Genomic DNA, 13,317 nt, shown 5'->3' with positions numbered 1-13,317 from the left:
GGGCGCGGCGTTCGTATGTCCGCACACAGACGCATGGCCGCCGCCACGCGTAAAGCACAGGAACGAGGAACCCCATGACCGACCCCGTGACACTGGACGGTGAGGCCACCATCGGCGAGTTCGACGAGAAGCGCGCCGAGAACGCCGTGCGGGAACTGCTGATCGCGGTCGGCGAGAACCCGGACCGGGAAGGCCTGAGGGAGACGCCGGCACGGGTGGCGAGGGCGTACAGGGAGATCTTCGCGGGCCTGTGGCAGAAGCCCGAGGACGTACTGACGACGACGTTCGACCTGGGACACGACGAGATGGTCCTGGTGAAGGACATCGAGGTCTACTCGACTTGTGAGCATCACCTGGTGCCCTTCAGGGGCGTCGCTCACGTCGGCTACATTCCGTCCGTCACCGGAAAGATCACCGGCCTGTCCAAGCTGGCCCGCCTGGTGGATGTCTACGCCCGCCGACCCCAGGTGCAGGAACGACTCACCACGCAGATCGCGGACTCCCTCATGGAGATCCTGGAGCCGCGAGGTGTCATCGTGGTCATCGAGTGCGAGCACATGTGCATGTCCATGCGCGGCATCCGCAAGCCGGGCGCCAAGACCATAACGTCCGCCGTGCGCGGCCAGCTGCGGGACGCGGCGACGCGGAACGAGGCCATGAGCCTGATCATGGCGCGCTGAACCGAGGCTTCGGGAAACCGGCGGTCACGCCGCCGGTTCCGCTCCCGGGTGGTTCTGGTCCTCGTCCTCGGGGAGTTTGCACACCCGCTCCAGGAACAGGGCCGCCACTATGACCCCGATGCCTGCCAGGACCGAGAAGCCGGCGTAGATGGCCTGGTCGCGGCGGGCGGGGAGGTCCAGGAGCTCCAGCAGGAAGACGCCCGTGCCGCCGTACATGCCGGCGACGAGCGCGGCGACCAGGGCGCTGGCCTGGCCGAAGACGACCGCGCGAGCGGCCATCAGGGGGTCGACGCCCTTCGCGCCGGGGCGGCGCTCGCGCTGGGCCTTGAGGCGAGCGCGCAGCGAGAGCGCCGTGGAGAGCAGGACCACGGCGATCAGGGCGAGCACGACGGGTGCGGCCAGGGGGACGCTGGGGAGGGTCCCGATCGAGTTCCAGAGGCGGGCGCCCGCCCAGGACAGGATGCCGGCGACGACGAACACGCCCACCAGCACCCGGATGCGCAGCTCTCTCACGGTGTCCCTTCAGCTCCCCCGGACCGGTCCGGACTGCGGTCGTGTCGACCTTGTCGTCTTGACCTTAACGACTACTCGGGCAGTCGGAGTTCCAGGTCCTGGCGGGGCTCGACACCCGTGCGGGTGATCGTCGACAGCAGATCGGCCACCGTGCCGCGGCCGGGAACCTGGGCCTGCGGGTCCACGTCGTGCCAGGGCGCGAGCACGAAGGCTCGCTCGTGGGCCCGCGGGTGGGGCAGGGTGAGCTGCGGGTCGTCGGAGGTGACGTCGGCGTAGGCGACGATGTCGACGTCCAGGGTGCGCGGGCCCCAGTGCTCGTCGCGGACGCGTTTGTACGCCTCCTCGATGGCGTGCGCGCGCTCCAGCAGCGAGGACGGGGGCAGCGTGGTCTTGAGCGCCACGATCGCGTTGAAGTACGTCGGCTGGCTGCCCGGCTCCACGCCCCAGGGCTCGGTCTCGTACACCGGAGAGACGGCCTTCACGCGGACGCCGGGGGTGTCCTCGAGCGCGTCGACGGCGCCCTGGAGGGTCTCCAGGCGGTTGCCGAGGTTGGAGCCGAGGGAGATGACGGCCCATTTGGGGTTCTGCAGGGTCGTGTCGGCGGCGTCGACCTGCTCGACGACCGACGCGGGCACCGGCTGGACGGTCGGGTCGCTGTGACCCTGGAGGAAAGGTCGGGTCATACTCGGCTCCGGGTGATGGTGACGGTCACGTCGTCGAAGGGGACGGTGATCGGCGCGTCCGGCTTGTGGACGCAGACCTCGACCTCCTGGACCCCTTCGTGCTTCAGGCAGGTCTGGGCGATTCGCTCGGCGAGGGTCTCGATGAGGTTCACCGGCTCGCCTTCGACCACGGCGACGACCTCTTCGGCCACGATGCCGTAGTGGACGGTCTTCGTCAGGTCGTCGCCGGCCGCCGCCGGCCGGGTGTCCAGCCCCAGGACGAGGTCGACGATGAAGGTCTGGCCCTCCTCGCGCTCCTTGGGGAACACGCCGTGATGCCCGCGGGCCTTGAGGCCGCGCAGCGCGACACGATCCACGCGAATCACTCCTGCAATCGTCGGGAAGGACCGGTCCGTACCGCGTGCGGGCGGCACACCGGCCTGAGACGAATCTACCTGCGGGCACTGACAAAGCCGGGCTGCGAGGCGGGGGCCCCGGCCGGGATCACGAGGGTTCATCTCGCGTTTCCCCGGGAAAACCCGGCCGTGTCATGGACTGGTAGCGGCTTCTACCCAGGGGTAGGTGATTCCAACCACTTCTTGGTCCCTGTGGAGCGCCTACCCGCTCAGGAGAGGGGCCCGTCGTCCGGACTCACGCCATTGACGCCGGTCTCCTCGTCCTCGTCGTCGCTCTCCGCGAGGACGGGGGAGGCGTGGTGCGCCCAGAGCTTCCAGCCGTCGGGGGTGCGCCGGAACACGTTCGTGGCGACGACGAGCTGTCCGACCAGCGGTCCCAGTTCGGCGCCGTCCTCGGGGGCGGGGCCGCCGCTGAGGATGTTCTCGGTGCAGGTGACTAGGGCGGTGTCGCCGGTGACGGAGACGTGCACGTCGGTGAGGAAGAACTGGATGTAGTCGGTGTTGGCCATGATCAGGGCGTACGACCTGAGGACCTCGCCCCGGCCGGTGAGCACGGGCCAGCCGGGGTGGACGCAGGAGATGACGCCGGTGTCCGCGGGATCGTGGTACTCCTCGTCCACGCCCAGGTCGGCGGGCGCGAGCCAGAGCGAGGACAGTTCCTCGAAGTCGCCGCGTTCCATCGTCTCGTAGAAGGCGGTGTTGGCGGCCTCGACCTGCTCGACGTCCGTATGAGGGGCGCTCACCGGGCTCCTTCCGCCCCATGAGCATCAGCGGCACCAGACGTCGGCCCACTGCCGCACGCACCGCGTTCGGTCTCCGCGCCCGGCGTGCGCTCTGTCGCGCACGCCTCGTGTTCGCTTCGGGCGCCGGCCGCCGAGCCCGCCGCGCGAGCCTCCTCCACGGCACGGGCGACCCGTACGGCGTCCGCGGTGGCGCGTACCTCGTGTACGCGCACCGCCCACGCGCCGGAGTCCGCCGCGAGTGCGGAGACGGCGGCCGTGGCGGCGTCGCGCTCCCGGGCCGGCGGGGGCGAGCCCTCCGGGCCGGCGAGGACGCGGCCGAGGAACCGCTTGCGGGAGGCGGCCACGAGCAGGGGGTGACCGAGGGTGCGCAGACGGTCGAGGTGGGCGAGGAGGGCGAGGTCGTGCCCGGCCTCCTTGGAGAACCCGAGGCCGGGATCGACGACGATCCGGTCGGGGGCGATGCCGCCCGCCAGCACGGCTTCCACGCGCGCGTGCAGTTCGTCCAGGACCTCGGCGACGACGTCCTCGTAGACGCCCTCGACGTTGCCGCCCTGGAGGAAGCCGCGCCAGTGCATGACGACGAACGGGGCGCCCGCGTCGGCGACCACCGGGATCATCGCGGGATCGGCGAGGCCGCCGCTGACGTCGTTGACGAGGGCGGCGCCGGCCGCGAGGGACTGTGCGGCGACGGAGGCGCGCATGGTGTCGACGGAGACGACGACGCCTTCGGAGGCGAGGCCCCGGACGACCGGAATGACGCGCCTGAGTTCCTCGGCCTCGTCGACCCGGGTGGCCCCGGGGCGGGTGGACTCGCCGCCGACGTCGACCAGGTCCGCGCCTTCGGCGACGAGGTCCAGGCCGTGCTTGACCGCGGCGCCCGTGTCGAACCAGCGGCCGCCGTCGGAGAAGGAGTCGGGGGTGACGTTGACGACACCCATGACCGCGCACCGGTCCCATGCCGGAAGGCCGGCGACCTGGCCGCGCCCGCTGAGGTTGTTCATACGTTCAGCGTAGGCCCAGGAGGGCGCCCGGAACGCGCGGCGGCCCGGGCGGACGCCCCCCGTGCCGGAGGGGGGAGGGGCGCCCGCCCGGGCCCGTCATCGGCCGCATCGCCACGCGGTTGCGCGGCGCTCAGGCCGCGCGGACGTCCCGTTCCGCCACGGCGTGCGCGCAGGGGCGTTCGCTGACCGCCCTGCGCCGGCGCAGGAAGCGCGGGAGCGGCAGGGCGAGGGTGACGAAGCCCTCCGCCTGCATGGCGGCGAAGCCGATGCGCGGCAGGTCGGCGTGGTTCCGGTAGACCACGAAGCGCGGCTCCCAGCGCGGCTGGAACTTGGCGTTGAACTTGTAAAGGGACTCGATCTGGAACCACCGCGAGAGGAACACCAGCAGTCCGCGCCAGGCGCGCAGCACCGGGCCTGCGCCGATCTTCTCGCCACGGGCGAGGGCGGAGCGGAACATCGCGAAGTTCAGCGAGACCCGGGTGATGCCGAGCTTCGGCGCGGCCTGGAGGGCGGCGACGATCAGCAGTTCGTTCATGCCGGGGTCGGCGCTGCGGTCGCGGCGCATCAGGTCCAGGGAGACACCGTCCTTGCCCCAGGGCACGAAGTGCAGGATCGCCTTCAGGTCGCCGTACTCGCCGAGCTCGTCGTCCTGCTTGTGCGCGGTGGCGATCAGGCAGTCGCCGTCGGCGGGGTCGCCGACGCGGCCGAGCGCCATGGAGAAGCCGCGCTCGGTGTCGGTGCCGCGCCAGTCCTCCGCCGCCCGGCGGATGCGCTCCAGTTCGGCTTCGCCGACGTCACGGATGCGCCGTACTCGGGTTTCGTAGCCGGCCCGCTCGATGCGCTTGACCATTTGTCGCACGTTGCGCATCGCGCGTCCGGCGAGTGAGAAATCCGCGACGTCCACCACCGCCTCGTCGCCCAGTTCCAGGGCGTCCAGGCCGGTCTCGCGGGTCCACACCTCGCCGCCCGTCTCCGAGCAGCCCATGACGGCCGGGGTCCAGGAGTGCGCCTTGGCCTCGTCCATGAAGCGCTCGATGGCGCCGGGCCAGGCCTCGACGTCGCCGATGGGGTCGCCGCTGGCGAGCATCACGCCGGAGACGACGCGGTAGGTGACCGCCGCCTTGCCGCTCGGGGAGAAGACGACCGCCTTGTCGCGGCGCAGTGCGAAGTGGCCGAGGGAGTCCCGCCCGCCGTGCTTGGCCAGCAGGGCCCGCAGGCGGGACTCGTCCTCCTCGGTGAGGCGGGCGGCCGGGTGCTCGGGGCGGAAGGCCAGGTAGATCGTGGTGGCGGCGGTGATCCAGCCGAGGGCGCCGAGGGAGAAGGCGACGGTCCAGGAGGTGTTGCCCTGGTAGTCGACCGGCCCCTCGAAGCCGAACAGGCCGTAGACGACGTGCGTCAGCCGGTCGGCCAGGCTCGGATCGCCGATCGTCCGGTGCGGATGGACGCTCACGATGACGAGCCCGAGGGCGAGTGAACCGGCGCTCATGAGGACGAAGTTGGTGAGCGCGCGCCACCTGCTGCGCGGGTCGGGCAGCGCCGCGAACTGGTCACGGTGCAGCAGCAGCGGCACGAGCAGCGCGACCGCGATGAGCACGCCGATGAGTGAGTGCCGGTACGCGAACTGGGCCGCCGCGCCGGCCGGCAGCAGCGCGACCGCGGCCCGCCACGCACGGCGCTTGCGCCGTTTGAGTCCGTGCGCGAGCAGCAGCAACAGCACGCCGGAACTCAGCGACAGCGCCGCGGCGAACGGGCCGAACGAGCCGGGCAGCACCTCGGCGATGGCGTGCATACGGCTGTGACGGAAGCGCGGGAACACCCCCGCGGCAATGTCCAGGACGCCCACGAGGGCCGCCGCCCTGCCGACCACGACGGGAACGGCCTCGGGGCGCGGACCGCGCAGTATGCGCCGCGCCCGGCTCGATCGGCCCGGAACCCCGCCCGACATTTCCCCATCTATCCTGACAGACATCGCATCCCGTAGTTCTGCGAGAGACCTTGAACCCGGGCCCGATCGGGCATCCGGCGACATTGCGCCCTCTAGGACGGTGTCTCGCGGGGAGAGGTTCACTCCGCGGCGGAAAGTCGGGTCAAAGGCCAAGGAAAGCCTCGGACAAGCCCTCGCAACGACGCGTGGGCGGCCGCCGGGCGGAAAGCGCAGGCAGGTAACAGCCCATGGGTCTCACGAGCAACAAAGTGCTGGTTCTGACGATCGTCATCGCCGCCGTTCTGTTCGTCGGCACGGTGTGGCTGTGGCCGCGACTGGCCCGGCAGAGCTGGCGGTCCGTCAGCGGGAGGGTGGGGCTGATGCTCGCCACCCAGCTCGCGCTCTTCGCCTCCGTAGGCCTCGCCGCCAACCAGGCCTTCGGTTTCTACGCCAGCTGGGCCGACCTGTTCGGTCAGGAGACGGACCAGGGCCTGGTCGTCGACCACATAGCGGGAGGCGGCAGCAGCCCCGTCCAGGTCGTCTCCACCTCCAGGGTCATCGGCGTGAGCAGCCCGCTGCCGCAGGTGGCCGGGCAGGTCCAGAAGGTCGACATCATCGGCCGTACGACCCATCTCGCCACGCCGGCGTTCGTGTACCTGCCCCCGGAGTACTTCCAGCCGCAGAATCGTGCCCGCAAGTTCCCGGTGTCCGTCGTCCTCACGGGTTACCCCGGCACGGCTCAGGCGCTGGTGGACAAGCTGCACTACCCCAGTACGGCGCAGCAGCTGGCCAAGAACGGCAAGATGCAGCCGATGATCCTGGTGATGCTGCGGCCGACCGTGGCGCCACCGCGGGACACCGAGTGCGTCGACATTCCCGGCGGCCCGCAGGCCGAGACCTTCTTCGCCCAGGACCTGCGCGACGCCGTGATCGCCCACTACCGGGTCGACAAGACGCCCGCCAGCTGGGGCATCGTCGGCGACTCGACCGGCGGTTACTGCGCGCTGAAGATCGCGATGCACCACCCGAGGTCGTACGCGGCCGCCGCGGGCCTGTCGCCGTACTACAAGGCACCGATCGACCCCACCACCGGGGACCTCTTCCACGGGAACACGAACCTGCGGAATCGCGCCGACCTCTTCTGGACGCTCAAGCATCTGGCCCCGCCCGAGACGTCGCTGCTCGTCACCAGCAGCAAGGTCGGTGAGCACAACTACAAGGACACGCTCAGGTTCATCAAGAGCGTGCAGGACACGAACGTGACCAGGATTTCCTCGATCATCCTTCCGAGCGGCGGGCACAACTTCAACACCTGGAAGCGGGAGATCCCCGGGATGCTCCAGTGGATCAGCACGCGGCTGGTCGCCCACTGAGCCGCGTGGCTGACTCTCAGTGAAGCCGGTGATGTGGCCGTGTTTTTACAGGGCGGGGGTCCACGATTCGCCTACGCGCGGTAAGTTTCTGGCCATGCCACGTGGACGCCACCGCCATTCCCCACCTCTGCACCGGCTGTTGCCTCCGTCGGCGATCGCCGGCGTCTCCCTCGTCTGCGCGCTGGGTCCCTGGGTGTTCTCCGAGGCCATGGTGTTGCGCGCCCTGGCCGCGGCCGCCGCGGCGACGGCGGTCACCGGCGCCGTCGTGATGCGCCGCTGGGACACCCATGCGGGCAAGCGGGTCGCCGAGCTCACACGCGCGCGTGCCGGCGACGAATGGCGCTTCGAGGAGCGGGTCGCCGAACTGGAGACCGACCTGGAGGAGTCGCGCGAGCTGCGCACCAAGCTGGAGCAGAGGCTGCGCGCCAAGCGCGCGGAGCTGGCCGGCCTGCGCAACGAGCACGCGGCCCTGCTGCGCCGGTACGCCACGGCCGAGACCGAGCGCGCGAGCGCCCTGGAGGGACGCCGGCTGCTGGAGATAGAGGCGACCGTGCCGTCGTCCTCGCCCGCGCTGCCGGCGGCGCGTAGCCCCGAGCCGGGCCCGGCCGACGAGCCGGAGCGGGCCGAGGTGAAGAACGCGGGCGACGCCGCCGAGGACAAGGCGGACTCGGGGGACCAGCCGACGGCGTACGCGGTGTTCTCCCCCGAGGGAGCACGGCTGTACGGGCAGGCGCTGACGGCCCTGGCCCGGTTCGACACCGAGGCCACGGACCAAACCGAGACGGACGCCGCCGAGGCGGCCACGCCCGCGGCCGCCGAGGCCGAGGACTCCGGCGCCGAGGACCCCGGGGCCGAGGACTCCGGCGCCACGGCTGGGACGCCGAGGGCTCCCGAGGCGGACGAGGACGATCGCGCCGGCGTGGAGACCGACGCGGACGCTGTCGTCGCGCGCACGCGCGAGACCCGTGCGGCCGACGCGGGCGAGGCCGACTCCGTCGCAGGAGCCGCAGCGGAAGGCGGCGTGACCGGCGGCGCCGGAGCCGCCCCGGGCGGGGCCGGTGCGCCGGCCACCCCGGAGGACCAGGAGGACGAGGCACAGGGGCAGCCCGTGGCGGCCGGCGGGCACGCGCGCGCGGCCGCCGCCCCCACGGCACCGGCCGAGCCCGCCAGGCCCGTGACCCAGCCGCCCGCCGGGCACTTCACGGTGCCGACCGCGGTCGCCGTCGTACCGGCCGCGCCCGCGCGGCGCCCGGTGGTCGAGGGCGGTTTCGACTTCTTCGGCACCCAGAAGGACGCACCCGAGGCCGCGCTGGACTCCGTGCAGAACGAGGATCTCGCCGACGTCGTCGGCCAGGAGGCCCTCGCCGTGCACAAAGCCGAGACCGAGGCGGAGTTCAAGCAGGCCGGCCCGCAGGAGCACGGCGCCGGCCAGGTCATCGACCTGACCGCGCACGACGAGACCGAGCAGATCGACGTCCAGGGGCTGCGCAGCGCGGCTTCCTGAGAGCTCACCGGCCAAGGGCCCGGCTTCCCGCACACGGGAGCCGGGCCTCCTGTCATCCGGATGTCATCCAGCGGTCGGGACGGGCGTCGCGGCGGCCGGTGCGGGATCTCTCCGCCTGGGCGTGCAGGAGCCGCGCGGCCTCCTGGGCGTCCCGCAGACGGGCCGTCACGGTTTTGTCGGCTCCGGTGTCCACGTGGACGTCCGCGAGCCGCCACAGGCGCCGCCAGGGCCCCTGACGCAGCCGCACGCTCTGCACCTTGGCGTGCGGCACCAGCGAGAGCCTGCGCCGCAGCAGGCCGTGCCGGGTGGCGAACACCGTGTCGTTGACCGTGAGGCGGTGGCCGCGCCACCACACCGGTACGCACCAGCGGGCCCGCCGCGGCGGCCGGGACGGCTCCTGAGGCACCGTCACGCCGTGCAGCACGCGCGCGACGACCGACTCGGCGATCGGACGCGGGGCGACCGGCACCAGCACCGAGTTCGCGGAACCGGCCACGTCCAGTTCCACCCGCACCCAGCCGAGCCGCCGCCACAGCAGCGGCTCCACGATCCGCACCGTCTGCACCCGGCCGGGCGGGACCGTCTCGTGCGTACGGTCCAGCAGCCCGTGGTCGAGGCGCAGTCCGTCCGGTGACTCGCTCACCTTCCAGTCGAACTCGCCGGCGAACCGGCCCGCGCTGCGCGCGCCGGCCGCGCCGAGCAGCGGCAGGGCGGTGGCGAGCACGGTCCACGGGTTCTGGGTGGTGAGCCACAGCACCGTCGGCACGACGAGCGAGGCGCACAACGAGCCCCAGGTGGCGCCCGTCAGCACCAGGGAGAGCGCCAGCGCGCGCGGGGGTACGCGCAGCAGCTCGCACGCCGGGGCCTCACCGGCCTCCCGCGCGGCCTCGGGTGCGAAACCCGCCGCGCGCGCCAGCAGTTCCGCCCGCAGGTCACGCGCCTCCCGTTCGCCCAGGAAGGCCAGTTCGTCCTTGTCGTCGGCGCCCACGACATCGATCCGCAGCTTGGCGACGCCCGCCACCCGCGCGAGGAGGGGGCGGGAGACGTCCACCGCCTGGATGCGTTCCAGCCGGATGTGCGCGGTGCGCCGGAACAACAGGCCGCTCCGGATGCGCAGTTCGGTGTCGGTGACCGCGAAGTGCGTGAACCACCAGGACAGGAACCCGTAGAGGCCGGCCACCGGCACCAGCACCGCGAGCCCCAGCAGCAGCGCGGTGGTGGTCAGGCGCGCCAGCTGCTCCTGCGTCCCGTTCGGGTCGTGCACGGCCCATCCGGCGAGTACGGCGATCGGGGCCCACGCCCGCCGGAAGGGGGTGACGGGGTGCAGCCGACGTTCGGTCACGTCCGCGCGCCCCTCGGCGCCCGCTGCGCCGTCCGCGCCCCTCGGCGGCTCGGCGGCCTCCACGCCGGCCCCGGATTCGCCGGCGCCTGGGGCGCCCGCCGCGCGTATCGCGTCCTTCGCGTCGCCGTGGTCCGGGGCCGTCACAGGCCCGCCGATCGTGCCTCGCCCAGCTCGGTGAGCCGGTCGCGCAGCCGTTCCGCCTCGGCCGGGTCGAGGCCGGGGATGGTGGCGTCGGTCGCGGCGGCCGCCGTGTGCAGCTGCACGGTGGAAAGCCCGAAGCGCCGCTCGATCGGCCCGGAGGTGACCTCCACGAGCTGCATCCGCCCGTACGGGACCACCGTCTCCTCGCGCCACAGCACACCGCGGCTGATCAGCAGGTCGTCCGCGCGCTCGGCGTACCGCCAGGAGCGCCAGTTGCGCCCGATCAGCCGCCAGCACCACGCGGCGGCGGCCAGGGGCACCAGCGCGAAGCCCGCCCATGCGGGCCCCGCGAGCAGGCCCAGGAGCAGCCCGGCGGCGACCGTGAGCCCCGCCGTCCACAGCACCACGAACAGCCGGCGCACCCGCATCAGGGCGGGCTGCAGCCCCCGCCAGACCAGATCCGCCCCCGGTATCCCGGTCTCGTCCGGGCTCCCCGTTTCCATGGGCCCAGCGTACGTAGGGGAAACTGGGGCCATGACTCCTACGACGGAGACCACGGTCGGGATCGGTGGCGCCGCGGAGAGCACCGACATGGTGCTCAACATCGGGCCGCAGCACCCGTCCACGCACGGCGTGCTGCGGCTCAGGCTCGTGCTGGACGGGGAGCGCATCGTGCGCGCCGAGCCGGTGATCGGCTATATGCACCGCGGCGCCGAGAAACTCTTCGAGGCGCGCGACTACCGGCAGATCATCGTGCTCGCCAACCGTCACGACTGGCTGTCGGCGTTCTCGAACGAGCTGGGCGTGGTCCTCGCCGTGGAGCGGATGCTCGGCATGGAGGTGCCCGAGCGGGCGGTGTGGACGCGCACGCTGCTCGCCGAGCTGAACCGGGTGCTGAACCACCTGATGTTCCTCGGGTCCTACCCGCTGGAGCTGGGCGGTATCACGCCGGTGTTCTACGCGTTCCGCGAGCGCGAGGTGTTGCAGAACGTCATGGAGGAGATCTCCGGCGGCCGTATGCACTACATGTTCAACCGCGTCGGCGGCCTCAAGGAGGACCTGCCGGCCGGCTGGACGGCACGCGCGCGTGCCGCCGTCGCAAACGTGCGCTCGCGCATGGACGTCTTCGACGACCTGGTGCTCGGCAACGAGATCTTCCGGGGGCGCACACGCGGGGTGGGCGCGATGTCGCCGGAGACCGTGCACGCCTACGGAGTGAGCGGGCCCATCGCGCGCGCCTCGGGCGTCGACTTCGACCTGCGCCGTGACGAGCCGTATCTGGCGTACGGCGACCTCCAGGACACCTTGAAGGTCGTCACCCGCAGCGAGGGCGACTGCCTCGCCCGGTTCGAGGTGCTCCTGGAGCAGACCCACAACGCGCTCGAGCTCGCCGACGCCTGCCTGGACCGGCTCGCCGAGCTGCCGCCCGGACCGATCAACCAGCGGCTGCCGAAGGTACTGAAGGCACCCGAGGGGCACACGTACGCGTGGACCGAGAACCCGCTCGGCATCAACGGCTACTACCTGGTCAGCAAGGGCGAGAAGACGCCGTACCGGCTGAAGCTGCGCTCGGCTTCGTACAACAACATCCAGGCGCTGACCGAGCTGCTGCCGGGGACGCTGGTGGCGGACATGGTGGCGATCCTGGGCTCGATGTTCTTCGTGGTCGGCGACATCGACAAGTAGGCCGCCCTCTCGGGAAACCGGCCGGCTCAGGCGAGTGGGTCCGTGATCCCGACCGTCTGGACCAGCCAGCCGAAGTCGCCGAGGCCGCCCGGGGCGGTGAGTTCGGCGGCCTCTCCGGCGCTCGCGAGGGCGCGTACGTAGGCGGAAGGGTCCGTGGAGGCCAGCGCGAGCGGGGGGCGTGCGCCGGTGATGTCCAGGGCGCGTAGAGCGGCGCGCTGCGTGAGCAGGCGCGCGGGCGGCAGCGCGCGCGCCGTGCCGGAGGCCGCGTGCGCCGCGTCCGGCGGCGTGCTGGGCACGGCGTCACCGGGGGTGGGCGCTGGGTTCCGGGTGGTGTGCGCCGCCTCCGCGTCGAGGGCCGTGGGCGCCGTGTCCCGCAGCGCGTCCGAGTGTGGGTGCGCCGTGAGAGCCGCCGCGCACGCGTCGAGTGCGACGTGCGCCGTGATGTCGCACGACCCGTCCGGCACGGGCGCCGTCTCGCGCCCCTCCCGGAAGCCCGTGAGTGTCCCGAACAGGGGGCGCGCGTCGACGGTGTGCGCGTAGTCCACCGCCACCGCGAGCCCGCGCACCACCCGGTCCACGACCGACGTCCACGCCAGGTCCCGGGGCAGCCCGATCTCCGCGCGCAGCCCTTCCTCGGCCGGCAGCGGCCACCACCGTGCGAGCCAGTCCGCCTCGGCTCCGGCCACCGGCTCCCCGAGCCGCTCGGTGCCGTCCTCGGCGACCAGCACCAGCCGGGGCAGCCCCGCGGGGTCGACCTCGACGACGTCAACGGGCACGTTGTCCAGCCACTCGTTGGCGAACAGCAGCCCTGTGACGGCGGCCGGAGGCGCGTCCTGCCAGGTGATCCGGTCGTCCAGGCCGGCCGGGCGGTCGGCGAGTTCGACGGCGTACGCGCGCGTGCGGGCGGCCACCCCGGCCGGCAGAGCGGCCAGCACTCCGGTGATCAGTTCGCCGCGGCCCGCCCCCATGTCGACGAAGTCCAGCGCCGGTGGCTGTCCCAGCGCCTGGTCGACCCGGCACAGCAGCCGGGCCACGGCCCGCGCGAACAGCGGGGACGCGTGCACGGACGTACGGAAGTGGCCGGCTGGGCCCTCCGGGCGGCGGTAGAAGCCGCCCGGCCCGTACAGCGCGGCCTGCGTAGCCGCACGCCAGCCGCGCCGGGCCCGTCCGTCGTTCGGGTCGTGCCGGGCGTGATCGCCGTGGCCGTCGCCGGGGGGCCGTTCCGCTTCCGGAGCCGTCTCATCCGTCACCGGAACAGACTAGGCGCACAGATGATCACTCCCTCCACCTTGCGGAGTACGCGCGCCGGCCCCGGATCGGCCCTCCGGTTGA

Annotated in this window: 13 protein-coding genes; 4 read left to right on the top strand and 9 right to left on the bottom strand. The window is 72.4% G+C overall.

Annotation, left to right across the window (positions count from 1 at the left end; genetic code table 11):
* Positions 1–74: 74 nt before the first annotated feature.
* Positions 75–680 (top strand): GTP cyclohydrolase I FolE, encoded by a 606-nt coding sequence (folE, locus tag AB0L59_RS29925; protein WP_365589667.1) that lies wholly within the window; start codon positions 75–77, stop codon positions 678–680.
* Between the two features lie 24 nt (positions 681–704).
* Here folE and AB0L59_RS29920 read toward each other — a convergent pair whose 3' ends face one another.
* The 6 genes from AB0L59_RS29920 to AB0L59_RS29895 all read right to left on the bottom strand — a co-directional run bounded on the left by AB0L59_RS29920 (position 705) and on the right by AB0L59_RS29895 (position 5,960).
* A complete protein-coding gene (locus tag AB0L59_RS29920) occupies positions 705–1,193 on the bottom strand; it encodes a DUF3180 domain-containing protein (RefSeq protein ID WP_365589666.1) in 489 nt (162 codons plus the stop codon).
* Positions 1,194–1,264: 71 nt separating this feature from the next.
* On the bottom strand, positions 1,265–1,876 hold the full coding sequence (folK, locus tag AB0L59_RS29915; RefSeq protein WP_365589664.1) for a 2-amino-4-hydroxy-6-hydroxymethyldihydropteridine diphosphokinase: 612 nt from the start codon (positions 1,874–1,876) through the stop codon (positions 1,265–1,267).
* On the bottom strand, positions 1,873–2,232 hold the full coding sequence (gene folB, locus AB0L59_RS29910) for a dihydroneopterin aldolase (protein ID WP_365589662.1): 360 nt from the start codon (positions 2,230–2,232) through the stop codon (positions 1,873–1,875). Before folB ends, folK begins: the two co-directional genes overlap by 4 nt.
* Before the next feature lie 248 nt (positions 2,233–2,480).
* Positions 2,481–3,014, bottom strand: coding sequence for a nuclear transport factor 2 family protein (locus AB0L59_RS29905; protein ID WP_365589661.1), 534 nt, complete (start codon positions 3,012–3,014; stop codon positions 2,481–2,483).
* Entirely contained in the window at positions 3,011–4,015 is a 1,005-nt protein-coding gene (folP, locus tag AB0L59_RS29900; RefSeq protein ID WP_365589659.1) for a dihydropteroate synthase, read from the bottom strand. The genes AB0L59_RS29905 and folP overlap by 4 nt, the downstream gene beginning before the upstream one ends.
* A 130-nt stretch (positions 4,016–4,145) precedes the next feature.
* On the bottom strand, positions 4,146–5,960 hold the full coding sequence (locus AB0L59_RS29895; protein WP_365589657.1) for a phosphatidylglycerol lysyltransferase domain-containing protein: 1,815 nt from the start codon (positions 5,958–5,960) through the stop codon (positions 4,146–4,148).
* Between the two features lie 227 nt (positions 5,961–6,187).
* On the opposite strand from AB0L59_RS29895, the gene AB0L59_RS29890 reads away from it, so the two are divergent.
* Positions 6,188–7,312, top strand: a complete 1,125-nt coding sequence (locus tag AB0L59_RS29890; RefSeq protein WP_365589655.1) for an alpha/beta hydrolase-fold protein — start codon at positions 6,188–6,190, stop codon at positions 7,310–7,312.
* Between the two features lie 94 nt (positions 7,313–7,406).
* Positions 7,407–8,816 carry a hypothetical protein gene (locus AB0L59_RS29885; protein ID WP_365589653.1) on the top strand — a complete coding sequence of 470 codons (1,410 nt, stop codon included), beginning with the start codon at positions 7,407–7,409 and terminating at the stop codon, positions 8,814–8,816.
* A 52-nt stretch (positions 8,817–8,868) separates the two neighbouring features.
* On the opposite strand, the gene AB0L59_RS29880 is transcribed toward AB0L59_RS29885, so the two are convergent.
* Both AB0L59_RS29880 and AB0L59_RS29875 read right to left on the bottom strand, forming a co-directional pair.
* Entirely contained in the window at positions 8,869–10,158 is a 1,290-nt protein-coding gene (locus tag AB0L59_RS29880; RefSeq protein ID WP_365589851.1) for a PH domain-containing protein, read from the bottom strand.
* A gap of 140 nt (positions 10,159–10,298) precedes the next feature.
* Positions 10,299–10,802 (bottom strand): PH domain-containing protein, encoded by a 504-nt coding sequence (locus tag AB0L59_RS29875; protein ID WP_365589651.1) that lies wholly within the window; start codon positions 10,800–10,802, stop codon positions 10,299–10,301.
* Positions 10,803–10,833: 31 nt separating this feature from the next.
* On the opposite strand from AB0L59_RS29875, the gene AB0L59_RS29870 reads away from it, so the two are divergent.
* Entirely contained in the window at positions 10,834–11,985 is a 1,152-nt protein-coding gene (locus AB0L59_RS29870; protein ID WP_365589649.1) for an NADH-quinone oxidoreductase subunit D, read from the top strand.
* Between the two features lie 26 nt (positions 11,986–12,011).
* Here AB0L59_RS29870 and AB0L59_RS29865 read toward each other — a convergent pair whose 3' ends face one another.
* Positions 12,012–13,235 (bottom strand): SAM-dependent methyltransferase, encoded by a 1,224-nt coding sequence (locus AB0L59_RS29865; protein ID WP_365589647.1) that lies wholly within the window; start codon positions 13,233–13,235, stop codon positions 12,012–12,014.
* Positions 13,236–13,317 lie beyond the last annotated feature (82 nt).

The sequence above is a fragment of the Streptomyces sp. NPDC052109 genome, assembly GCF_040680195.1.
In the GTDB taxonomy this organism is placed as follows: domain Bacteria; phylum Actinomycetota; class Actinomycetes; order Streptomycetales; family Streptomycetaceae; genus Streptomyces.
This window is presented reverse-complemented; position numbering and strand designations above follow the sequence as displayed.

What these genes read in the sequence shown, in the direction of transcription:
- AB0L59_RS29895 (WP_365589657.1), bottom strand. Translation starts at nt 5,960, where the DNA reads ATGTCGGGCGGGGTTCCGGGCCGATCGAGCCGGGCGCGGCGCATACTG.
- folP (WP_365589659.1), bottom strand. Translation starts at nt 4,015, where the DNA reads ATGAACAACCTCAGCGGGCGCGGCCAGGTCGCCGGCCTTCCGGCATGG.
- AB0L59_RS29875 (WP_365589651.1), bottom strand. Translation starts at nt 10,802, where the DNA reads ATGGAAACGGGGAGCCCGGACGAGACCGGGATACCGGGGGCGGATCTG.
- folE (WP_365589667.1), top strand. Translation starts at nt 75, where the DNA reads ATGACCGACCCCGTGACACTGGACGGTGAGGCCACCATCGGCGAGTTC.
- AB0L59_RS29890 (WP_365589655.1), top strand. Translation starts at nt 6,188, where the DNA reads ATGGGTCTCACGAGCAACAAAGTGCTGGTTCTGACGATCGTCATCGCC.
- folK (WP_365589664.1), bottom strand. Translation starts at nt 1,876, where the DNA reads ATGACCCGACCTTTCCTCCAGGGTCACAGCGACCCGACCGTCCAGCCG.
- AB0L59_RS29870 (WP_365589649.1), top strand. Translation starts at nt 10,834, where the DNA reads ATGACTCCTACGACGGAGACCACGGTCGGGATCGGTGGCGCCGCGGAG.
- AB0L59_RS29885 (WP_365589653.1), top strand. Translation starts at nt 7,407, where the DNA reads ATGCCACGTGGACGCCACCGCCATTCCCCACCTCTGCACCGGCTGTTG.